This window comes from Burkholderia cepacia ATCC 25416, from assembly GCF_001411495.1.
Lineage (GTDB): Bacteria > Pseudomonadota > Gammaproteobacteria > Burkholderiales > Burkholderiaceae > Burkholderia > Burkholderia cepacia.
In genome coordinates this window covers 2,269,404-2,292,305 of record NZ_CP012982.1, presented here as the reverse complement: position 1 = coordinate 2,292,305, position 22,902 = coordinate 2,269,404, and the positions used below count along the sequence as shown (strand labels likewise).

Here is a 22,902-nt window from a genome sequence, read left to right as displayed (position 1 = left end):
TCGACCACCCTCCCTGAACCGTTCGATGGAAAGAATCTCGTCCCGGCGCGTACCGCGATGCGCCGGTGGATTCGAATTCGGTACGCCCGCTGGCTTCGGCATTTCGTTTTCCGCAATAACGCAGCCATTGGCGAAAAATACAAACCCATATTTCGCGTCACCCGTCTGAAGGCGACACCAAATGGTCACGATGCGACCCGCTCGGGAAAACACGTAGACGGGCGGCGCGGTCGAAACCGGCCGCCCGGAAGGAGGGAATCAGTGCCCGTCGAGGGCCGCGCGCACCGCCGGCAGGCCCGGAGCGCCGGCCGCCGTCGTCACGCCGTCCAGCCAGCCGGCAACCAGCGCCGGGTCGGATTTCAGCGCACGCTGCGCCGCGAGCGCGGGCGACGTCTTGTGGTCGAGCATGTCGGCGATCATCCGGTTCTCGACGTCGACGGAGAACGTCATCTGCCGGAACAGCCGCGCCAGGTTCGCGCACTGGCCGGCGAACCCGGCGCGCGTGACCGTATTGACCGTCGCGCCGCCGTAGTTCGGGCCGAAATACGCATCGCCGCCCGACAGGTAGGTCAGGTGGAACTTCGTGTTCATCAGATGCGGCTCCCAGGCCAGGAACACGATCCACCGCTTGTCGCGCACCGCGCGCTCGACCTGCGTGAGCATGCCCGTCTCGCTCGATTCGACGAGCGACCAGTTCGCGGACCCGAGCGCATGGTCGGACAGCAGCCGCTTGATGTTCTGGTTCGCGGGCGCGCCGGGCTCGATCCCGTAGATCTTGCCGCCGAAGCGGTCGGCGTAGCGCGCGAGATCGGCGAACGTATGCACGCCGGCGGCGGCCACGTAGTCGGGCACCGCGAGCGTGAACTTCGCGCCACTCAGGTTCGCGTGCAGCACGTCGATCGACTTCTCGTCGACGAACGGCTTCACGAGCGGCGCCTGCGCGGGCATCCAGTTGCCGAGGAACACGTCGACCTGCCCTTTCTTGAGCCCCTGGTACGTGATCGGCACCGACAGGTTCGCCACGTCCTGCCGATAGCCGAGCGCCTTCAGCACGACGCCCGCCATCGCGTTCGTCGCATCGATGTCGGTCCAGCCGGGCGCCGCCATCTTCACGTCGCCGCACGTCTGCGGGTCGGCCGCGTGCGCGGCCTGCGTCGTCATCACGCAGGCGGCCGCGGCCAGCGCCGCGCCGATCCGGATTGCTGCATTGCATTGCCGTTCCATCGTCCGCTTCCTCCGTCGTTCGTCAGTGATCGCGATGCGGGGCACTCAGCGCCCGATGCGCGGAAAGCGCGCCATCGCCTCGAGCGTGTCGAGTTCGATGTGATTGCGCATGTAGCGCTGGCTCGCGTCGGTGAACGGCTGCCAGTCCCACGCGTGAATGCGGCCCTGCGTCGTCGCCGCGTAATGGAAGCGCCGGCGCCGCTGGCTCGCGCGCACCTGCCGGTCCAGTTCGGGCAGGTTCCAGCGCTGCGCGGCTTGCGCACGGAACGCGGCCAGCACGTCCGCGGCTTCCGGCGTGCCGGCGAGGTTCGTCAGCTCGCGCGGGTCGTCGCCGAGGTGATAGAGCTGGTCGGGATCGGCCGGGCAATGCACGTACTTCCAGTCGCCGCTGCGGATCATCACGACCGGCGCGACCGCACCTTCCGCCAGGTATTCGCCGAGCGCAACTTCGTGCGCCGGCGTGCCGTTCAGGTGCGGCACGAGGCTTGCACCGTCGACGGGGTCCGGCCAGCCGCCGGCGGGGGCGGCGCCGGCCAGGTCGACGAGCGTCGGCAGCAGGTCGACGTGCGACACCGGCCCGCGCACGCGCGCGGCGCCGAAGCGGCCCGGCGCATGCACGATCAGCGGGACGCGGCAACCACCCTCGAAGAACGTCATCTTGTACCAGAGCCCGCGTTCGCCGAGCATGTCGCCGTGGTCGGACGTGACGATCACGATCGTGTCGTCGGCGAATCCGCACTGTTCGAGCGCGGCCAGCACGCTGCCGAACTGCGTGTCGACGTACGAGGTTGCGCCGTAGTACGCGCGACGTGCGGCGCGGATCTGCTCGTCGGTGGGCGGCGTGCGGTCGTTCTCGCAGACGAAGCGCAGCCGCTGCGAATGCGGGTCGCTTTCCGCCGCGTCGAGGCGCACGGCCGGCAGGTCGATCTCGTCGTCGCGATAGAGATCCCAGTATTCGCGCGTGATCGCATACGGGTCGTGCGGATGGGTCAGCGACACGACCATGCAGAACGGCCGCGCATCGTGCCCGGCCGCCCGCTCGCGCGCGACGTCGTACAACTTCTGCTTCGCGGCGAACGTGACCTCGTCGTCGAAATCGAGCTGGTTGGTACGCACGCACGGGCCCGCGTCGAGTACCGAACTCATGTTGTGATACCAGCTCGGCCGCTCCGCCGGGCTGTCCCAGTCGGGCACCCAGCCGAAATCGGCCGGATAGATGTCGGTCGTGAGCCGCTCCTCGAAGCCGTGCAGCTGGTCGGGCCCGCAGAAGTGCATCTTGCCGGACAGCATCGTCCGGTAGCCGCCCGCGCGCAGATAGTGCGCGAACGTCAGCGTTTGCGCCGGCAATTCGGCGGCGTTATCGTAGGCGCCGATCCCCGACGGCAGCTTGCCGGTCAGCAGCGAAAAACGCGACGGCGCGCACAGCGGGCTCGCGCAGTAGGCGGCGTCGAACACCACGCCTTGCGCGGCGAGACGGTCCAGCGTCGGCGTGCGCGCGACGCGATTGCCGTAGGCCGGCAGCGCGAACGGCGTGAGCTGGTCGGCCATCAGGATCAGGATGTTGGGTGTCGGGTTCGTCATCGGCAGTCGTGGGGAAAACGGTGTTCGAATGGAACGGCGCGCCGCTCGCGCAGCGAGACGTCCGGCATGACGGAAGCGGCCCGACGAAAGTGCCGCGCGGGCAGGCCGCGCTGGCTAGAATCGCGGAATGTGTTGCGTGCCACCCGTGGAGCGGAATGTGAAGCGGGCCGTGAAGCAGCCTTTGAAGCAGCCCGTGAAGCACGTGTGCCGCACCGTCCGATGCACTATCGCCCGCCCGAATTCGCGCGGGAAGGCGTCCGGCCCTTATGGGGCCATTAGAGGGACTTATGTCGAAATCCGAACCGTTACCGTCGATGCAGGCGCTGCGCGCGTTCGAATCGGCGGCCCGGCTCGCGAGCTTCACGGCCGCCGCGCGCGAGCTCGGCTCCACCCAGCCGGCCGTGAGCCAGCAGGTGTTCCAGCTCGAGGCCGAACTGGGCGTGCCGCTGTTCGAGCGCAGCCCGCGCGGCGTCACGCTGACGGCCGACGGCGAGTGCCTGTACGAAGCGGTGCGGCTGAGCCTCGACACGCTGCGCGGCGCCACCGCGACACTGCGGGCGCGCCGCGAGCACGGCGCGCTCACGATCGTCACCGACTTCGGCTTCGCCACCTACTGGTTGATGCCGCGCCTGGCCGGGCTGAAGCGCGTGATGCCGGATGTCGACGTGCGGGTCGTCACGTCGCAGGATTACGACGCGCAGCGCGACCACGGCGACATCGCGATCCTGTTCGGCGACGGCCACTGGCCCTCGTGCACGGCCGCGCGGCTCTTTCCGGAATCGGTCACGCCCGTGTGCTCGCCCGCGTTCCGCGACGCGCACCCGCACGTCGCCCGGGCCGACCACCTGCTCGCGTTGCCGCTGCTGCACGTGCAGCCGACGCGCCCCGAGCGCTGGCTGTCGTGGTCCGGCTGGTTCGACGCGCACGGCCTCGACACGGCAGCCGCCGCGCGCGGCGTGACCTTCAACAGCTATGCGCTCGTGATCCATGCGGCGCTGCTCGGCGAAGGCGTTGCGCTCGGCTGGGCGCCGCTCGTCGACGAACTCGTCGCGTCCGGGCAGCTCGTGAAGCTCCTCGACGCGCCGGTCGTCACGTCGCGCGGCTACTTCCTCGTACGGCCGCCGCAGCGGCCCGAGCCGGACGCGACCCACGTATTCCGGCGCTGGCTGCTCGACGCGTGCGCACCGGCCTGAACGGCCTTCCGGCCGACCTCCGGCTACGGGCCTGACGCGCGCCTGACGCCCGCTGGACCGGCCGCAGCCGCCCCGCCCGGCGCCTCCCCCGGCGCCTGCCTGAGGCCCAGCCGCCGCCCGGCCGCGCTGGCGTGCCGATACCAGCCACACGGCGGGTTGGTTCTATCCGCGCCCGAATCGTCCTGATTTACTTGAGCCTCCCGCTACCCGCGTAGCGTGGCGCCCCGTCGCGCCGCCGCGCGGGTTGCGTTCCATGACATCCGAGGAATCTCATGACCGCCGACTCACGCCCCGATCAATTCGTCCTGACGCTGTCGTGCCCGAGCGCGGCCGGCCAGGTCGCCGCCGTCGTCGGCTTTCTCGAGCGCCATCGCTGCTACGTCGATGCGCTGAACGTGTTCGACGACGATCTCAGCAATCACTTCTTCGTGCGCTGCGTGTTTCATCCGACCGATGAAACGCTGCAGATCGACGCGCTGCGCCAGGAATTCGGGCCGATCGCGACCGCGCTCGGCGGCGGCGAAGGCGACACGCAATGGGCGATTCACGACGTGAATGCGCGGCCGAAGGTGCTGATCATGGTGTCGAAGCTCGAGCACTGCCTCGCGGACCTGCTGTTCCGCTGGCGGATGGGCGAGCTGAAGATGGATATCGTCGGCATCGTGTCGAACCATCCCGACTTCGAGCCGCTCGCCGCGCAACACGGCCTGCCGTTCCGCCATTTCCGGATCACCGCCGATACGAAGGCGCAGCAGGAAGCGCAATGGCTCGACTTCTTCGAGTCGAGCGGCGCCGAACTCGTGATCCTCGCGCGCTACATGCAGGTGCTGTCGCAGGAGACGAGCGCGAAACTCGCGAACCGCGCGATCAACATCCATCATTCGTTCCTGCCCGGTTTCAAGGGCGCGAAGCCGTATCACCAGGCGCATGCGCGCGGCGTGAAGCTGATCGGCGCGACCGCGCACTTCGTCACCGACGATCTCGACGAAGGCCCGATCATCGAGCAGGTCGTCGAGCGCGTCGATCATGCGCTGCGTCCGGAGCAGTTGCTCGCGGTGGGGCGCGACGTCGAATGCATCACGCTCGCGCGTGCGGTGAAGGCGTTCATCGAGCGCAGGGTATTCCTGAACGGCGACCGGACGGTGGTGTTTTCGTAAGCGGGCGGGCCTCGCCGTCCGTCATGCGGAAGCCGAAGGCACGCGCGCACGCGTCGTGCCGATTCGTCGCGCCCGGTGTCGCAGATAGAGGTTGTTGAGGATCAGCGCCACACCCGTCAGCGCGGCGCCCAGGATATGCGCGCGGTTGGGCACGATGCCCGTGACCGCGGATACGATGAATGCCGTGATGGGCACGATGTCCATGAACAGCACGCCGTTCATCGGCCCCAGGTTCCGGTTGCCCGTCATCCACAGCAGGATCGCGCCAAAGCCGGCCACCGGCAATGGTGCCGGCCCTGAACGACAAAAGCCCGACCGGTTGCAAGCCGGTCGGGCTTCGTTGCATGCCGCAAGCTCGATCGCGCCACCCGTGTGCGGTTTCCGGGCGGCGCGCACTGTTACACGGCCTGACGCGTCACTTCACCCACGCAAAGTAATACGACAACCAGATCGTGAGCCCCGCCCCGACCAGCGCCGCATACGGCATCAGGTTCAGCCACATCGCGCGCTTCGGCACCTCGAGTTCCATGTCGCGCTGCATCTGCGTGGGGAACCGGCCGCGATCCTGCCAGTAATGGCGGAACAGGAATACCGGCACGATCAGCAGCATCGCGATCAGCCCGTTGCGCAGCGTGCCTTCGCCCTGCAGGTTCGCGCCCGCGCCGACATAGACGAGGTTCGCGTAGCCGCAGATCGAGCCGGCGACGAGCAGCCACGTCGGGCAGCGGAACGGTCGATCCCAGTTGCCGCGATCCATCCGGTGGATCCAGCCCGACTGAAGATTCAGGAATACGAACAGCATGTAGCAGACATTCGAGATCGACAGCACCGTCATGTAGTCCGACATCATCAGCAACACGAGGTTGAAGCCGAGATCGGTCCACATCGCGCGCGTGGGCGAGCCGTGCTCGTTCACGTGCGACAGGTACTTCGGCAGCCAGCCGTCGACCGATGCCTGGTACAGCGTGCGCGACGAGCCCATCATCGACGTCATCACGATCAGCAGGATCGACAGCATCAGCATCACGACGACCGCATTCGCGACCCACGCGCCGCCGCCGACGATCTTCGCCATCGCGGCCGCGACGCCGGTGCCGTCGCCGATCGACGGATCGAGCATCGCCTGCGTGCCGAGCGCCCCCTGGAACGCCATCGGCACGAGCGTCATCACGACGAGGCACAGCGCGCCCGACCAGAAGATCGCCTTGGCGGTATCGCGGCGCGGGTCGCGGAATTCGCGCGTGTAGCAGACGGCCGTCTCGAAGCCGTACGACGCCCAGCCGGCCATGAACATCGCGCCGAGCGCCATCGTGACGCCCTGCCCGTTCCACGAGCCGAACGTCGCGGTCGTGAGATTACCGTGTGCGTCGTGACCGAGCGGCAGCAGCGGAAGCAGGTTCGACATCGGCACGTCGCCCGTGACGAACGGCACGATGCCGACGATCAACAGCGGCGTGAGCGACGCGATGCCGAGAATGCGCTGCGTGCGCGCCGCCTTCGATGCACCGCTGTGTTGAAGCTTGAACGTGATGAGAAGCAGGATCGTCGCGATGATGAACGTCGCATTGATCCGCAGGGACAGACCCGGCTTGATGAACCCGAGATCCGCAACCTTGAGCTGCCAGTGCAGCACCGCCGCGTTGGCGGGAAAGAGACTCGTGAGCGCATAGCTCGCCGCGAGGCCGCAGCCGAGCGCGAGCATCGGCGACCATGCGAGCCAGTTGCACCACACGGAAACCGGGGCAATCAGCTTGCTGTAACGGACCCAGCCGATCGCGCCATATACGGACGCGCCGCCCGATTTATGGGGAAATAGCCCCGATATTTCCGCATAAGTCGCGCTCTGAATCAGCCCCATCGTGATCGCGGCGATCCAGATCGCCCACGCGGGCTGGCCGATCGTCGCGCATACGCCGCCGATCGTGAACAGCACGCCTGCCGGCACGCCGCTCGTTACCCAAAAAGCGTCTTTCCAAGTCAGGCCACGATGCAGCGTGTGGCCCGTCGAATCATGTGAGATGGTTGCCTCAACATCACTGGTGCTGTTCGCACGCAGTCCTGCCTGACTCATCCAATTCCTCCTGTGATGACTCCGCACAAGGGCCGTAGTGTAACAACTTACCGGCTTTTTTGCAGAACCAAAAAAATAATTCCGGGATATGATCGCATCGCAGTGCAATTATTTCGCTATCCTGCTGATCAATCCCGGACTGTCTCTTCGTCTATTTATTGCGGCGAATCGTCGCGGCTTACTGCACGCCTTCCGTCCACGAATTCACGCGATCCGCATGCGCTGCAATCCATGCATCGGCAGCCGCTTCCGGCTTCGAGCCGTTCTGGATCGCGAGCATCACGCTGTCGATCTCGCCCGGCTTCCACTGGAATTTTTTCAGGAACGCGACGACCGGCTTGGCCTTCGTTTCGAGCTGCGGGTTCACGACACTGTCGACGTGCTCCGCGCCGCCGAACACCTTCTTCGGATCCTCGAGGAAGCGCAGCTTCCACTTCGCGAACATCCAGTGCGGCGCCCAGCCGGTCACGATCACCGGCTTGTTCGCGCCGACCGAGCGCGACAGCTCGGCCGTCATCGCGCTGCCCGAGCTCGGCATCAGCGTGTAGTTCAGGCCGTAGTTCTTGATCGCTTCGTCGGTCTTGCGCATCACGCCCGCGCCCGCATCGATGCCGACGATCCGGCCGCCGAAGCTGCCTTTTTCGGCATTCAGGTCGTCGATGCTCTTCGCCTTCACGTAGTCGGGGACGATCAGGCCGATCTTCGCGTCGGGAAAGTTCGCGCCGAGGTCGACGACCTTGGTCTTGTACTCGCCCCAGTAGGAACCGTGCGTGACGGGCAGCCACGCGGACAGCGTCGCGTCGAGATCGCCGCGCGCGACGCCTTGCCACATGATCCCGGCAGCGACCGGCACGAGCTTCACCTCATAACCGAGTTTCTTCTCGATCACACGCGCCGCGACGTTCGACGTCGCAACGCTGTCGTCCCAGCCTTCGACGTAACCGATCTTCAGCGTGGGCTTCGTATCGGCGAGCGCCGATGCGCTCAGCGCCACCATCGCCGACAGTGCGCCGGTCCACATCAGTTTTCCGAACAGCTTCATGGTCGATCTCCTTGAAATGCGCACCGTGCGCGTTGTCTCTCTAGGTTCTTCAACCACAAATCCGCGGTATCGTTGTTTTCCGACGGATGCTTGTCCGGACGCGACGCGCCCGGACAGCCGATGGCGAGTTTCGACTACTTGTCGATCACGAGATCCGACAGCGGCTTGCTGCAGCACAGCAGCACCATCCCCTGGTCGATCTCGCGCTGGCGGATGCCGCCGTTGTGCTTCATTTCAACCTGCCCCGACACGAGCTTCACCTTGCAGGTGCCGCACATGCCCTGCGTGCACGACGCCGGCAGCCGCACGCCGGACTGGCGCGCCGCATCCAGCACGTGCTGCTCCGAGCCGCATGAAATCTCGCGATTGCTCTTTGCGAAGCTGACCGTGTACTGCTTCGTATCGGTGTCGGCGCCTTCGGCCGGCGGGGCGAGATCGGCGAGCAGCTCGTCGCTTGCGGTCTGCGCGAGCGTTTCGAACGAGAAGCTCTCTTCGTGATACTGCTTGCGATCGAAACCGGCTTCGTCGAGCAGGTCGCGCACGGCCTTCATGTACGGCGCGGGGCCGCACGTGAAGATCTCGCGCTCCATGAAATCCGGTGCGATCAGCTTCAGCAGCGGCAGCGTCAGGAAGCCCGTGACGCCCGGCCAGTTGGTGCGCGCGCCGACGCGCTCGACGACGAACGACGTGCGGAAATTCGTGTGGTTCGACGCGATCAGGTCGAGCTCGCGCGCGAAGATGATGTCGTCCGGCGTGCGTGCGCTGTGCACGAACAGGATGTCGCGATCCTCGGCGAGATCGTGGTGCGCGCGGCTCATCGACATCAGCGGCGTGACGCCCGAGCCCGCCGACAGGAACAGGTACTTGCGCGCCGGATGTCGTGCGCACGTGAATTCGCCGGCCGGGCCGAGCACGCGCACCGGTGCGCCCGGCTGCAGGTTGTCGTGCAGCCAGTTCGACACCTTGCCGCCCGGCACGCGCTTCACCGTGATCGACACCGTGTGCGGCCGCGCGGGCGACGACGAGATCGTGTAGCAGCGGTTGATCGTTTCGCCGTCGATATCGAGCTCGAGCGTGAGGAACTGCCCGGGCTCGAACGAGAACGAGCGGCCCTGCGGCGAACGGAAGAAGAAACTCTTCACGTCGTGCGTTTCCTGCCGCACGTGGCAACACACCAGCGTTTCCTCGACGTCGCTCGTCCAGCGCTCGGGAAGGGCGTTCCAGAACGCCGGGCGTGTGACCCGGCTGTCCACCGGCTCGAAATTGGCCGCATCTCGCATCATCTGTAACTCCGCTTCAGTGCTGGGTACTACGCGCCGGTTTTTTCGGCGAGCCGGCCGATGTACCAGGCCGAGAATTTTTCGACGAGACCTTCCGTGAACGGCGAATACGGGCCCGGCTCGTACGCGCTGCTGGTCGCGCCGCGCTGCGAGAACTCGACGAGCGTACGATCCTGGTCGTTCGTGGCGTTCCACACGGCCGTGAGGTTCTTCACGTCGTAGTCGATGCCTTCCTTCGCGTCCTTGTGCACGAGCCACTTCGTGCGCACGAGCGTCTTGCCGGCCGACAGCGGGATCACCGAGAACGTCACGATGTGATCGCTCATGAAGTGGTGCCACGAGTTCGGCTGCGTCCAGAACGACAGCCCACCGAGGTCGGCCTTGTCGAAGCCGCCGAGCAGCTTCTTCGACGCGACCTTCGCATCGAGCGTCTGCGATTCGCCGTGGCGATCGAGCGGCAGGCGCTGCGTGCGGAAACCCGTCACGTCGAGCAGCTTCTCGATCTCGGCGGACGGCAGGCCCATCTCGGCCCACTCCTTGCCGCGCCGCACGCAGGTTTCCGCAAACGCATCCATGCCTTCCGCGTTGGCGTCGGAACGCTGGTAGCCGAAACCGTATTCGTACAGCGAGATGGTGAGCTCCGGATGGTTCGCGACGCAGTGATAGCACTCGCGGTTGTTCTCCATCGTGAGCTTCCAGTTGCCTTCCTCGATGATGTCGATCTGCGCGGCGATCTTCGTGTTCGGCAGGTCGTGCGGCAGCAGGTACGGCTCCATCTCGGCGCGCAGCTGCGCGAAATCGACCGGCGGCTCTTCGGCGAGGCAGATGAAGATCAGGCCGGCGAGGTTCTCGACGTGGACCGACTTCAGGCTGTGCTTGCAGCGGTCGAACTTCTCGCCCATGTGCTCGGCGAACATCAGCTGGCCCGTCAGGTTGTAGGTCCAGCTGTGGTACGGGCACACGATGTTGCCGACCGAGCCCTTGTCCTCGTTGCACAGGCGCGCGCCGCGGTGACGGCACACGTTGTGGAACGCGCGGATCGCCATGTCGTCGTCACGCACGATCAGGATCGAATCGCTGCCCAGTTCCACGGTCACGTAGTCGCCCGGCTCGGGAATGTCCGGCTCGACCGCCACCTGGATCCAGTGCTGGCGGAAAATCGCCTCCATGTCGAGCGCGAAGATGTCCTCGCTCGTGTAGAACGGCGCTTCGAGGCTATAACCTTCCTTGCGCCGCTCGATCAATGCACGAATGTCTGCCGATACTTTCATCGTTTGCTCCGGATTCCTTGCATCCCTGGGTTCTTGCCGACAGGCATCAAAATCAGTAGTCGATGAGCTGATGCTCGCGCAAATACGCGAGGATCACTTGTGCTTTTTCGACCGAACTCCCTTCATTTACGACGTTGCCGCCACGGCTTTCGGTCGTCGTCGCGGACAGCATCCGGGCATGCCCGGAGCGCTTCTCGGCGGCGACCAGCTTTACGGGTTTACGCTCGACCGGGCCGACCGTCCACGCGGCCGCGTCGGCGTCCGCGCCGGGCGCCGCGAGCGCGGGCCGGATCGCCCCGGCGCGCAGCCGCGCATACGCATAGCGCGGCTCGGCATTTGCGAGCGGGTGGACGGCGACGACGGCCGGCAGCGCCGTGTCCACGCGGCGCCGCAGCCCTTTCGGCAAAAATTGCCGGACCGCCGCACGGCCGCCTTCGACCGTCACGTCGACGGCCGAGCCGACCAGCGGATAGCCGAGCGCCGCGGCGATGCGATACGGCAGCATGCCGGTGTCGTACGCGCCCTCGGCGCGCGTGCCGGTCAGCACGAGGTTGTAGCCGTCGATACGCGCGGCGAGCGCGTGGACGGCATCGTCGCCGTCGCGGCAGGCCAGCACCTCGACCTCCCGTGCGCCGAGCGCGAGATATTCGGCAAGCGCCGCGTTCGCGGGATCGCCAGCATGGATCACGTCGAGCTTCGCGCGATGCCGCTCCGCGAGCTGGCGGCCGGTTTCAAGCGCGGCCGCGTCGTTGCGGCTGTAGCGCGCGACACCGCTGACCGGATGACGGCCGACGGACACGAGCACCGCGATGCGTTGCAAGGGGCGGGGGGCGTTCATGCGGCGACTCCTTCCGGTTCACGGGTGCCGACCGCGGCCGGCGATTCTCCACGCGCGGCGCGCGCGGCCTGCACCTGCTCGATCAGCGCGGCGATCGTCGCCTGCGCATCGCCCACCACCGTCAGGTTCGCGCGTTTCGCGATCGGCGCGCTGCCGTCGAGGTTCACCGCGATCACGTGGCGGCAGTCCTTGATCCCCTGCAGGTGCTGCACCGCGCCCGAGATGCCGAACGCGATGTACACGCTCGCCTCGACCGTCTTGCCGGTCGCGCCGACCTGCTTGTCACGCGTGAAGTGACCGTTGTCGACCGCGACGCGGCTCGCGCCGATCGCCGCACCGAACACGCCGGCCAGCCGCTCGAACGCGCCGATGTCGGATACGCCGTTGCCGGCCGACACGATGAAATCGGCTTCCTCGAGCGCGACCTGGGCCGCGTCGATTTCATCGAGGCCGAGATCGCGATACGGCTGCGCGGCGTCATGGGCCGAGTGGATGAAGTCGGCGGCGAGACGCTCGCCCGCGCCGACGAACGGCAGCTTCGCGTCGACCGCGTTCTGCGCGAGCAGGATCACGTCGGGCAGCGCACGGGTGGCAAAGGCGCGCCCGGCCTGCGCATACGCGCCGACATGCTTCGCGTCGATCTCGACGACATGGGTCGCGACGCTCGCGCCGGCGGCCGCCGCGTAGCGCCGGCCGAGATCGCCGTCGCCCGTCGCGTTGTCGGGCACGAACACGTGTTTCGCCGCGAGCGCGGCCACACAGGCCTGCAATGCTTGCAGTTCGCTTTCGGGATCGAACGTGCGGCGATCGAAGCCGGTCAACTCGAGCAGCTTGTCGACGCCCAGTTCGGCCACGTCGTCCTTCAGTTCGCCGAACGCGAGCAGCGCGACTTCGGTCTGCGCATCGGCGAGCAATGCGGCGGCGGCGATCGCCTGCCGCGAATGATCGTCGAGCGCGCCGCGCTCACCGTGCGCCACCACCAGCATCACGTGCTTCGGGTCCTGTACCGCACGGCGCGGCTTCGCGGCCGCTGCGCCGTGACCGTGCGCCGACCAGTGCGCGGCGCTCGCATCGGCGCTGCCTTCCTCGCCGAGCGTGATGCGCTTCAGGCCCGCGGCCGTGATGATGAACGGCCGGCGCGGATCGATTCGTTTGATCGTGTTCATCGATTCACTCCAGCGAGGCGGCGACGAGTTCGGCCACGTCGAGCACGTCGGGGCGCGGGCCCACGACGCCTTCGAGCATCGCCGTGCAGTTCGGGCATGCAACCGCGACCACGTCTGCGCCGATCGTGCGCGCGTCGGCGATGCGGATGTCGGGAATGCGCTGCTTGCCGGGGATGTCGGTCAGCGGCGCACCGCCGCCACCGCCGCAGCAGCGGCCGCGCATGCCGTTGCGCTCCATCTCGACGACCTGGATGCCGATCGTCTTCAGCAGCTTGCGCGGCGCTTCCGTCTCGCCGTTGTAGCGGCCGAGGTAGCACGGGTCGTGATACGTGGTGCGCTTCTCGCTCAATGCTTCGACGGCCTTCGGCGCGATCTTGCCGCTGTCGGCCAGTTCGGCGAGATACGTCGTGTGATGCTTGACCGTCACGCGCAGCCCGAGCGCGCGGTATTCGTTGCGCAGGCTGTGCATCACGTGCGGGTCGGCCGTCACGATCTGCTTGTACGACAGCGTGCCGAGCGTGCCGATCAGGCGCTTCGCCATCTGCTGGAACGTCGCTTCGTCGCCGAGGCGGCGTGCGACGTCGCCCGTATCGGTTTCGGTCGAGCCGAGCACCGCGTAGTCGACGCCCGCCTTGTTCAGCACCTTGACGAACGCGCGCAGCGTGCGCTGGTAGCGCATGTCGAACGCGCCCTCACCCGCGACGAACAGCACGTCGACCGGCTTGCCGGGCTGCGCGACGGGCGCGCTCAGGTCGACCGACCAGTCGTAGCGCGCGGCCGTGTCGTAGCCGCCCATCGTGCCCGTCTCGCGCAGGTTCGCGAGCACTTCCTGGCCCTTGCCGGGCACCGTGCCGTGCACCAGCGTGCGGTTGCGGCGCATGTCGACGATCGCGTCGACGTGTTCGATCAGCATCGGGCATTCCTGCACGCATGCGCGGCAGGTCGTACACGACCACAGCGTCTGCTCTTCGATCAGGCCGGACACGATCGGGCCGTTCGGCTCGCCGCGATGCTGGCCGACCGCGAGGCCCGGCGAAGGACTGCCCGCGTATGCCGCATCGGTGCCGCCCGCCATCCCGACGACGAGATCCTGGATCAGCTTCTTCGGGTTCAGCGGCTGGCCCGACGCGAATGCGGGGCACGCGGCTTCGCACTTGCCGCACTGCACGCACGCGTCGAAGCTCAGCAGCTGGTTCCAGCGGAATTCGACCGGCTTCTCGACGCCGTACTCCTGATGCTCGATGTCCGGCAGCTTCAGCGCGGTCGGCGGCGTGGCCGTGCCGTTGCCCGTGAACGATTCACGGGTGGCCGCGAAGCGCTCCTGGCGCGGGTGGAAGGCAAGGTGCAGCAGGCCGGCGATCGCATGCTTCATCGGGCCGCCCTTCGCGGCGCCGACCGTCATCGTGAACGCGCCGACGCCGATCAGCAGCGCGCAGAGCACCGCGAACGCGCCCGACATCGCACCGGTCGGCACCAGCATGAACAGCACGAGGCCGAGCGCGAACGAGCCGAGCAGCCAGGGCAGCGTATTCCACGGGCCTTTCGACAACCGTGCGGGCACGTCCTTCGCCGCGCGCCGGCGCCACACGAACACCGCACCGACCAGCATCGCGAGCGCCGCAAGGAAGATCAGCTTGTCGAGCCACGGCGAGTAGATCGCGAGGCCATAGTTGATGAACACCAGCGCGAGCGCGCCGATCGCGCCGCCGGCCGTCGCGACGTGGGTCTTCGCGATGTACGGATCGCGGGCGACCACGTGGTGCAGGTCGACGAAATAACGCTTCGGGATCGCGAACAGGTTCGCGACACCGAATGCGCCGGGCGCCGTGGCGCGGCCGAGCCGCCAGTAGGACGAACGCTTCGCGACCGCGAACGCGAGCCCCGCCACCGACAGCCACAACAGGGCGGTAATGAGGAAGGACGGGTTCATCTTTTAGAAATCCTTCACGAGACGCAGCGAGTCGTAGATCGCACCGTGGACGTTGTGCATCGAGATGCAGTCGCCGACACGGAACAGCAGGAAACGGCCGTTGCCGAGTTCTTCCGACAGGCACGGCTGCGGCTCGGCCGCGAACAGCGTGTGCGGATCGATCTGGCCGCGGTTCACCGATTCCGGCTTGAGCTTCCAGTACAGCTCGTCGTTCGGCGACGAACCGTTCTCGATCACCACCTGGTCGACGGCGCGCTCTTCGAGTTCTTCCGTGTACTCGTTGCGCAGCACGGCGATCAGCTTGCCGTCCTCTTCATAGACGCGATCGAGCATCGTGTTCGGCGTCGGGATCACACCGAACGCATACAGGCGGCGATAGAAGATCGGGAACGTCGTACCGCCGCAATCGTCGGCGACCTTCACGTCCGGCGTCACGACCTCGACCTTCGAGCCGCGGCTCGCCATGAAGTCGGCCACGCCCGCGCCGGCATGCGTGCTCACGCCGTCGAACAGCAGCACGTTCTGCTTCGGCTCGACCTTGCCGGTCAGGATGTCCCACGAGCTGACGGCGAGGCCCTCGGCCACGCCCCAGCCCGGCACCTGCCACGTGAAGCTCGACCCGCCCGTCGCGAGCACGACGATGTCCGGCTTCTCGGCCATGATCATCTTCTCGTCGGCGGCCACGCCGAGGCGGCGATCGACGCCGAGGCGCTTCGTTTCCATGTCGAACCAGCGGATGATCCCCGACATCTGTTCGCGCTGCGGCGCCTTCGCGGCGATCATCACCTGGCCGCCCACTTCGGCGTTCTTCTCGAACAGCACCACGTCGTGGCCGCGCAGCTTCGCGACACGCGCCGCCTCGAGGCCCGCCGGGCCCGCGCCGACCACCACGACCTTGCGCTTCGGGCCGCGCGACTTCTCGATGATGTGCGGCATCGTCGCTTCGCGCGACGTCGCGGCGTTTTGAATACACAGCACGTCGAGGCCGTTGTACTGGCGGTCGATGCAGTAGTTCGCGCCGACGCACTGCTTGATTTCGTCTTCGCGGCCGTCGCGGATCTTGATCACCATGTGCGGATCGGCGATCTGCGCGCGCGTCATGCCGACCAGGTCGATCATGCCGGTCGCGAGCAGGCGCTCGGCCTGGCCCGCGTCGCGGATGCTCTGCGCATGCATCACCGGAATCTTCACGACCGACTTGATGCCGGCCGCGAGGTGCACGAACGGCTCCGGCGGCAGTGCCATCGGCGGCATGCAGTTGGCGATCGTGTTGTGCGTATCGCCGCCCGAGCCGACCACGCTCAGGTAGTCGATCAGGCCCGTCTCCGACATCGCCTGCGCGATTTCCTTCAGCGCTTCGTGATCGAGGCCGTCCTCGTGGAATTCGTCGCCGCACATGCGCAGGCCGACGCAGAAATCCTTGCCGACCGCCTCGCGCACGGCCGTCAGCACTTCGATGCCGAAGCGCAAGCGGTTTTCCAGGCTGCCGCCCCATTCGTCGGTGCGGTGGTTCGAACGCTTGCTCCAGAACTGGTCGATCAGGTGCTGGTGGGCGGCCGAGATTTCGATGCCGTCCATGCCGGCCGCCTTCACGCGCTTCGCGGCCGCCGCGAAATCGCCGATGATGCGGCGGATTTCCTCGATCTCGATGATCTTCGCGTTACCGCGGTGCACGGGTTCGCGCACGCCCGACGGCGACATCAGGTGCGGCCAGTGCTCGCCGTGGAACGACGAGCGGCGGCCCATGTGCGTCGCCTGGATCATGATCTTCGCGCCGTGCTTGTGCATCGTGTCGGCAAGACGCGTGAGCGGATCGATGATCTTGTCGGTCGACAGGTTCACCGATTTCCACCAGCCCTGCGGGCTGTCGATCGACACCGGGCTCGACCCGCCGCAGATCGCGAGGCCGACGCCACCCTTCGCCTTCTCTTCGTAGTAGCGGATATAGCGGTCGCCCGGCAGGCCGCCCGGCTCGGCATACACCTCCGCATGCGCGGTGCTGACGATCCGGTTGCGCAGCGTCAGCTGGTTCAGCTGCATGGGTTTGAACAGGTGGGGATAACGCATCGCTGGCGACCTCTGGCGTTCGAATGTCTCGTGTTGCGGGTGTTGTTCTGTAGCGTTGAATCAGTGCGCGATCGGCGACACTTCGAAGATGCAGTGGTCGTGATGCTCGGCCGCGCACTGCACTTCCTTCGATTGCGCACGCGGTGCGCCCTTGCCTTCCGGCGTCGTGTCGTTGACCCAGTCCATCGCGCCGGCGAACCAGCCCGCGAACATGTAGCAGAGCTTGCCTTCCTTGCCCGGCTGCTGGAGCACGAACGACGAGTGGCGCAGCTCGATCTTCGCGCGCGCGCCGGCCGGATCGGCCTCGATGATCGAGAACAGGCCCCAGCCGCGCTGCGACAGGCGCTTCAGGTAGTGCTCGAACACGGCCATGCCGGTCAGGCCGTGCAGCTTCGCTTCCTTGTCGCACCAGTGGTAAGCGGACTTGTAGCCGGCCTTGTAGAGGATCTCGGCATACGCTTCGACGCCGAGCGCTTCCTCGACCGCGACGTGGTTGTTCGTGAAGAAGTGACGCGGCACGTACAGCATCGGCAGCGCGTCGGTGGTCCAGACGCCGGTATCGGGATCGACGTTGATCGGCAGTTGCGGTTGCATCGTGGTGACTCCGTGAGGAAATGGGTCGCGCGGCTCAATGCGCGGGCGCGACATCGTCCGCGTGCCCGCGCGGCTTGCGCGGGCACGTCCCGATTTTTGTTGTTGAATCGCTGCGGGTGAGGCGGTCCGGCGTTCGCGGCGCTTACGCGCCCCACACGTCCTTGAACACGCGCACCCAGTTCTCGCCCATGATCTTGCGGATGCGCGACTCCTTCCAGCCGTGGCGTTCCATCGCGGCAGTCAGGTTCGGGAATTCGCCGATCGTGCGGATGCCGTCGGGGTTGATCACCTTGCCGAAGTTCGTCAGCTGGCGATAACGGCCCTTGTCATGCGTCAGCATGTCGAAGAATTCCTTCGCGTAGTCCTGCGTGAAATCCGTGCCGATGCCGACCGCGTCCTCGCCGATCAGGTTCACGACGTAGTCGATCGCCTCGATGTAGTCGTCGATGTTCGCCTCGATCCCGCGCTTCAGGAACGGCGCGAACATCGTCACGCCGACGAAGCCGCCCGCGTCGGCGATCTCCTTCAGCTGTTCGTCGCTCTTGTTGCGCGGATGCTCCTTCAGGCCCGACGGCAGGCAGTGCGAATAGCACACCGGCTTCTTCGAGAAGGCGATCGCTTCCGACGACGTGTTGCCGCCCACATGCGACAGGTCGACCATGATGCCGACGCGGTTCATCTCGGTGATCACTTCGCGGCCGAAGTCCGACAGGCCGCCGTCACGCTCGTAGCAGCCGGTGCCGACCAGGTTCTGCGTGTTGTAGCAGAGCTGCACGACGCGCACGCCCATGTCGGCGAACGCCTCGATGTAGCCGATGTTGTCCTCGAACGCATGCGCGTTCTGGAAGCCGAGGATCACGCCGGTCTTGTCTTCCTTCTTCGCGCGGAAGATGTCTTCCGTCGTGCGCACCAGCGTCAGCAGCTCGCTGTTGTCGCGGATCTTCTTCTTCATCACGCCGATGTTGTCGACGGTCTTCGTGAAGTTCTCCCAGACCGACACCGTGCAGTTCGCGGCCGTGATGCCGCCGCGGCGCATGTCTTCGAACACCGGCTTCTCGAACTTCGAGATGTTCAGACCGTCGATGATGATGCTGTCTTGATGCAGCGTGCCCATGAGTGGCTCCAGTATTGTCGGGTCGGTCGGATCAGTAGATCGGGAAGCGTTCGCACAACGCGAAGATCTCGCGGCGCACGCGCTGTTCGGTGGCGTGGTCGCCTTCCGGGTTCGCGCGCAGCGCGTCGAACACTTCCAGGATCAGGCGGCCCACCTCGCGGAACTCCGCGACGCCGAAGCCGCGCGTCGTGCCGGCCGGCGTGCCGAGGCGGATGCCCGACGTGACGGTCGGCTTCTCGGTGTCGAACGGAATGCCGTTCTTGTTGCAGGTGATGCCCGCGCGCTCCAGCGCCTGTTCGACCGGCGCACCCTTCAGGCCCTTCGGGCGCAGGTCGACCAGCAGCAGGTGGTTGTCGGTGCCGCCGGTGACGAGATCGACGCCGCCCGCCTTCAGCACTTCGCCGAGCGCCTGGGCGTTCGCGAGCACGTTGTCGATGTAGGTCTTGAAGTCCGCATGCAGCACTTCGCCGAACGCCACCGCCTTGCCGGCGATCACGTGCATCAGCGGGCCGCCCTGCAGGCCGGGGAACACGGCCGAGTTGATCTTCTTCGCGATGTCCTCGTCGTTGGTCAGCACGAAGCCGCCGCGCGGGCCGCGCAGCGTCTTGTGGGTGGTCGACGTGACGACGTGCGCATGCTCGACCGGGTTCGCGTGGCGGCCCGCGGCGATCACGCCGGCGATGTGCGCCATGTCGACCATCAGCTTCGCGCCGACGCTGTCGGCGATCGCGCGGAAGCGCGCGAAGTCGAGCGCGCGCGGGTATGCCGAGAAGCCGGCGATGATCAGGTTCGGCTTGTGTTCGTGTGCGAGCGCTTCGACCTGGTCGTAGTCGATCAGCATCGTGTCGCGGTTCACGCCGTACTGGACCGCGTTGAACCACTTGCCCGACAGCGCCGGCTTCGCGCCGTGCGTCAGGTGGCCGCCGGCATCCAGCGACATGCCGAGCACCGTGTCACCCGGCTTGGCCAGCGCGAGCATGACCGAACCGTTCGCCTGCGCGCCCGAGTGCGGCTGCACGTTCGCATAACCGGCATTGAAGATCTTCTTGACGCGCTCGATCGCCAGCGCCTCGACTTCGTCCGCGAACTCGCAGCCACCGTAGTAGCGCTTGCCGGGATAGCCTTCCGCGTACTTGTTGGTCAGCACCGAGCCCTGCGCCTCGAGCACGGCACGCGACACGATGTTTTCCGACGCGATCAGCTCGACCTGCGACTGCTGACGCTCGAGTTCCTTCAGGATGGCGCTGCGCACCGGCGCGTCGCGCTCGGCAAGGGACTGCGAGAAGAAAGGCTGGGTGTTCGACATAGTGCGTCCGTGACGAAGAATAAGGGGCTGAAACCGAAGCTCAAGGCCCGCCCTGCCTGGGTTTCCCGCTCGTCCCGTACAAGGCTGCCGACGGCTCTATTCTTGTCGTTCGGATTTTCGGCGGATTGATGAATTTAGACGCGTTCTTTGCCTTTTCCGCCATCCGCGTCCGTTTTATACAAGTGACCGGTCGTGCTTTTTCGGATGACCAAGCAAATCGCCGTCGGCGGTTCACCTGTGAACAGGCACGCCGGCGGTGCGATTGCCGCCCGGTCGGGGTGCACTGCCTCACGAATACGGTGCAGTGCAGCATGCGGCTTTCAGCCATACAACGTATGGAGCTAGGGTTTAGCCGTATGGCACGCTTGTTGCGCTGGCTCACACAATACCGCAGCCCGATCCGTGCCCCGGGCCTATAGCTATTAGAGATTTCAGGAAGCTCCCCATGTCCCCCGACCGCACAGCGTCGCTGTCCCACTTCGCGTTCATGCCGTTACCGAATTTCACGATGATCGCGTTCACCAATGCGATCGAGGTGCTTCGGATGGCGAACTACCTGAGCGGCCAGCCGCTCTACCGCTGGTCGGTCATCAGCCCGGAAGGCGGCCCGGTCACCGCGAGCAACGGCCTGACGGTCGATACGGGACCGGCCGAATGCGTGGGGCAGCCCGACATCGTGTTCGTGTGCGGCGGCGTCGACGTGCAACGCGCGACCACGCCCGCTCATCTGTCGACGCTGCGCCGCTTCGCACGCGCGGGCATCCCGCTCGGCAGCCTGTGCACGGGCACCTATGCGCTCGCGAAGTCGGGGCTGCTCGCGGGCTACGCATGCGCGATCCACTGGGAGAACATGTCGGCGCTGAAGGAGGAGTTTCCGGATACGCGCTTCCTGAAGGAACTGTTCGTGATCGACCGCGACCGCATCACGTGCACGGGCGGCGTCGCGCCGCTCGACATGATGCTGAACCTGATCGCCGCGCGCGTGGGCACCGCGCGCGTCACGCAGATCGCCGAGCAGTTCATCGTCGAACACGTGCGCGACACGAGCGCGCAGCAACGCATGCCGCTCGTCGCGCGCCTCGGCTCGGCGAACAAGTCGCTGTTCGAAGTGATCTCGCTGATGGAGAACAACATCGAGGAGCCGCTGTCGCGCGAGGAGCTCGCGCGGCTCGCGAACATGTCGCAGCGGCAACTGCAGCGCCTGTTCCGCGAACACCTCGGCATGACGCCGACGCACTACTACCTGACGCTGCGGCTGCGCCGCGCGCGCGAACTGCTGCTGCAGACCGACATGTCGATCATGCACATCACGATGGCGTGCGGGTTCCAGTCGGCGTGCCATTTCAGCAAGAGCTATCGCGACGCGTTCGGCGTCGCGCCGACAAGGGAGCGCCGCAAGCAGGTCGCGCCGCTCGCGCAAGGCGCGGCGAGCGCCGGCCCCGCCTTCCCGGCGCATGTGCTGCATGCGTGAGCGTCGCTATGATCGACGCATGAAAAAAACGGCCTCGAAGGCCGTTTTTTCTTTTGCGCTTACGATCCCCACACCTGCATTTCGTAGAGCGAGTATCCCCACTGCGTCGCGCGCTTCGTGCCGAGCATCCGCACGTAACGACCGCTGCCGTTGAGATTCGGCAGCGTGACGTGGGTATATGAACCGCCGTTGCTCGTCGAATAGATCGTCGTCCAGTTGGCGTTGTCGTTCGACGTCTGGATCTGATAAGCGAGCGCGCCCGCATCCCAGTACAGATCGACGTGATCGATGCGCTTCACCGCGCCGAGATCCACGGAGATCCATTGCGAACCGACACCGGCGCCTTCCGGCGAATCCCAGCGCGTGCCCGTGGTGTTGCCGTCGAACGCCTTGTCCGGCGTGAGCGACGCGTTGTAGCTCGCCGACGCAGCGGCCGGATGCCCCTGCGACAGCAGCACCGGCTGCGCGGCGGCCGGGCCGCCGTAATAGCTCGCCCCGAGCTTGGCCTTCGTCGTGTCGGCATTCACGCCGAATGGCGACAGGCTCCAGCGCTGGCCGGTCGTCACGTCACCGACGTAGAGCTGATAACCGCCCGCCGTCGTCGACGAGAAGAACACGTAGTTCGTGCCGTTCACCGGTGCCGGATCCGAGTTGTTGCTCACGCAGTCGTTGATCGGCAACGCGTTCGGCGTCGACGCCGGGTCCGCGGTCTTCGTATAGATCTGGTCGGCCTGGCCGCTGTCTTTCCAGCGCGCGTAGAACACCATGCCGTCCGCACGCACGATCGGGTAGTACGTCTGCAGCCCGGCCGGATTGTCGAACGTCGCGGTCGCGCCGGTCGCGAGCGTGCGCTTCATCAGCCCCATGTTCGCGCCGGTGCCCGTCGCGTAGTACACGGCGCTCGAATCGGGCGCGAGATACGGCATCGAATACTCGGCGCCGGCCGGCGCGTTCGTCAGGCTCACGACCGACGTAAACACCGGGCCCGCGCTCGTGTACGACAGCGTCGCCTGCTTGACGTCGCCGTTCTGCTTGAACACGAGCGTCTTGCCGTCGGCGCTGAACTTCGGATCCTCGTTGCGCGTGGCGCCCGTGCTGTTCGTCAGGTTGACGGGCGGCGTACCGGCGCCGAGTTGCAGCATGAACACGTTCCATGCGCCGTTGCTGATGCCCATGAACGCGAGCCACTTGCCGTCGGGGCTGAACACGCCGTTCATCGGATCGGTGATACCCCACGTGCTCTTGCTCAGTTGCGTCAGCGTATGGGCCGAGAAGTCGTAGAGGAACAGCTGGCTCGTGCCGTCGCCGTACTTCACGTAGCTGTGGTAGACGAGCTTGCCGGTCAGTGCGGCGGGGAACGTCGCGTTCGGCTGGGCGGCGGGATTGCTGATGCAGGCGGCCGTTGCGATGCCGCTCGACAGGTTGAGGGCGATGCCGGCCACGAGGCCGGCGACGAGAGTCTTCAATTTCACGCTGAATGATTCCGGGCAAGGTTGTGACGCCGCAGAAAAGGTCCCGCGCAGGATGTGCGCGGGCCTGGAATCCGCCGTCGGGCAGCGTCGATTCCGGTCGGTCGGACATCGGGAACGCAGATTGC

Annotated in this window: 18 protein-coding genes; 3 read left to right on the top strand and 15 right to left on the bottom strand. The window is 66.3% G+C overall.

Going from position 1 to position 22,902, the window contains the following annotated elements; genetic code table 11:
* Nucleotides 1-258: 258 nt before the first annotated feature.
* Nucleotides 259-1,224 (bottom strand): choline ABC transporter substrate-binding protein, encoded by a 966-nt coding sequence (gene choX / locus APZ15_RS27545; protein WP_027789719.1) that lies wholly within the window; start codon nt 1,222-1,224, stop codon nt 259-261.
* Nucleotides 1,225-1,269: 45 nt separating this feature from the next.
* Nucleotides 1,270-2,805 carry a choline-sulfatase gene (gene betC / locus APZ15_RS27540; RefSeq protein WP_027789720.1) on the bottom strand — a complete coding sequence of 512 codons (1,536 nt, stop codon included), beginning with the start codon at nt 2,803-2,805 and terminating at the stop codon, nt 1,270-1,272.
* A gap of 287 nt (nt 2,806-3,092) precedes the next feature.
* Here betC and APZ15_RS27535 point away from each other — a divergent pair, with 287 nt between their 5' ends.
* Together APZ15_RS27535 and purU are read left to right on the top strand one after the other, a co-directional pair.
* Nucleotides 3,093-3,998, top strand: a complete 906-nt coding sequence (locus APZ15_RS27535; protein WP_027789721.1) for a choline sulfate utilization transcriptional regulator — start codon at nt 3,093-3,095, stop codon at nt 3,996-3,998.
* Nucleotides 3,999-4,270: 272 nt separating this feature from the next.
* Nucleotides 4,271-5,155 carry a formyltetrahydrofolate deformylase gene (gene purU / locus APZ15_RS27530; RefSeq protein WP_027789722.1) on the top strand — a complete coding sequence of 295 codons (885 nt, stop codon included), beginning with the start codon at nt 4,271-4,273 and terminating at the stop codon, nt 5,153-5,155.
* A gap of 21 nt (nt 5,156-5,176) precedes the next feature.
* On the opposite strand, the gene APZ15_RS27525 is transcribed toward purU, so the two are convergent.
* The 12 genes from APZ15_RS27525 to APZ15_RS27470 all read right to left on the bottom strand — a co-directional run bounded on the left by APZ15_RS27525 (nt 5,177) and on the right by APZ15_RS27470 (nt 19,834).
* Complete coding sequence (locus tag APZ15_RS27525; protein WP_027789723.1) at nt 5,177-5,434, bottom strand: hypothetical protein; 258 nt, start codon at nt 5,432-5,434, stop codon at nt 5,177-5,179.
* A 136-nt stretch (nt 5,435-5,570) separates the two neighbouring features.
* The gene (locus tag APZ15_RS27520; protein ID WP_027789724.1) at nt 5,571-7,226 is read right to left on the bottom strand and encodes an APC family permease; all 1,656 of its coding nucleotides are present in this window, start codon (nt 7,224-7,226) and stop codon (nt 5,571-5,573) included.
* Nucleotides 7,227-7,404: 178 nt separating this feature from the next.
* Nucleotides 7,405-8,268, bottom strand: a complete 864-nt coding sequence (locus APZ15_RS27515) for a glycine betaine ABC transporter substrate-binding protein (RefSeq protein WP_027789725.1) — start codon at nt 8,266-8,268, stop codon at nt 7,405-7,407.
* Nucleotides 8,269-8,402: 134 nt separating this feature from the next.
* Nucleotides 8,403-9,551: an FAD-binding oxidoreductase gene (locus APZ15_RS27510; protein WP_021160638.1), complete on the bottom strand. Its 1,149-nt coding sequence runs from the start codon at nt 9,549-9,551 to the stop codon at nt 8,403-8,405.
* Between the two features lie 26 nt (nt 9,552-9,577).
* Complete coding sequence (locus APZ15_RS27505) at nt 9,578-10,819, bottom strand: aromatic ring-hydroxylating oxygenase subunit alpha (protein ID WP_027789726.1); 1,242 nt, start codon at nt 10,817-10,819, stop codon at nt 9,578-9,580.
* A gap of 52 nt (nt 10,820-10,871) precedes the next feature.
* Nucleotides 10,872-11,657: an electron transfer flavoprotein subunit beta/FixA family protein gene (locus tag APZ15_RS27500; RefSeq protein WP_027789727.1), complete on the bottom strand. Its 786-nt coding sequence runs from the start codon at nt 11,655-11,657 to the stop codon at nt 10,872-10,874.
* A complete protein-coding gene (locus APZ15_RS27495) occupies nt 11,654-12,823 on the bottom strand; it encodes an electron transfer flavoprotein subunit alpha/FixB family protein (protein WP_027789728.1) in 1,170 nt (389 codons plus the stop codon). Before APZ15_RS27495 ends, APZ15_RS27500 begins: the two co-directional genes overlap by 4 nt.
* A gap of 4 nt (nt 12,824-12,827) precedes the next feature.
* On the bottom strand, nt 12,828-14,753 hold the full coding sequence (locus tag APZ15_RS27490) for a (Fe-S)-binding protein (RefSeq protein ID WP_027789729.1): 1,926 nt from the start codon (nt 14,751-14,753) through the stop codon (nt 12,828-12,830).
* A 3-nt stretch (nt 14,754-14,756) separates the two neighbouring features.
* Nucleotides 14,757-16,820 (bottom strand): NADH:flavin oxidoreductase, encoded by a 2,064-nt coding sequence (locus APZ15_RS27485; RefSeq protein WP_021160633.1) that lies wholly within the window; start codon nt 16,818-16,820, stop codon nt 14,757-14,759.
* Between the two features lie 60 nt (nt 16,821-16,880).
* On the bottom strand, nt 16,881-17,414 hold the full coding sequence (locus tag APZ15_RS27480) for a DUF5943 domain-containing protein (RefSeq protein WP_027789730.1): 534 nt from the start codon (nt 17,412-17,414) through the stop codon (nt 16,881-16,883).
* Nucleotides 17,415-17,556: 142 nt separating this feature from the next.
* A complete protein-coding gene (locus tag APZ15_RS27475) occupies nt 17,557-18,528 on the bottom strand; it encodes a dipeptidase (RefSeq protein ID WP_027789731.1) in 972 nt (323 codons plus the stop codon).
* Nucleotides 18,529-18,559: 31 nt separating this feature from the next.
* Nucleotides 18,560-19,834, bottom strand: a complete 1,275-nt coding sequence (locus tag APZ15_RS27470; protein WP_027789732.1) for a serine hydroxymethyltransferase — start codon at nt 19,832-19,834, stop codon at nt 18,560-18,562.
* A gap of 445 nt (nt 19,835-20,279) precedes the next feature.
* Here APZ15_RS27470 and APZ15_RS27465 point away from each other — a divergent pair, with 445 nt between their 5' ends.
* Entirely contained in the window at nt 20,280-21,305 is a 1,026-nt protein-coding gene (locus tag APZ15_RS27465) for a GlxA family transcriptional regulator (RefSeq protein ID WP_027789733.1), read from the top strand.
* Between the two features lie 59 nt (nt 21,306-21,364).
* Here the strand turns inward: APZ15_RS27465 and APZ15_RS27460 are convergent, their stop codons facing one another.
* Nucleotides 21,365-22,777 carry a discoidin domain-containing protein gene (locus tag APZ15_RS27460; RefSeq protein WP_027789734.1) on the bottom strand — a complete coding sequence of 471 codons (1,413 nt, stop codon included), beginning with the start codon at nt 22,775-22,777 and terminating at the stop codon, nt 21,365-21,367.
* Nucleotides 22,778-22,902: the final 125 nt, after the last annotated feature.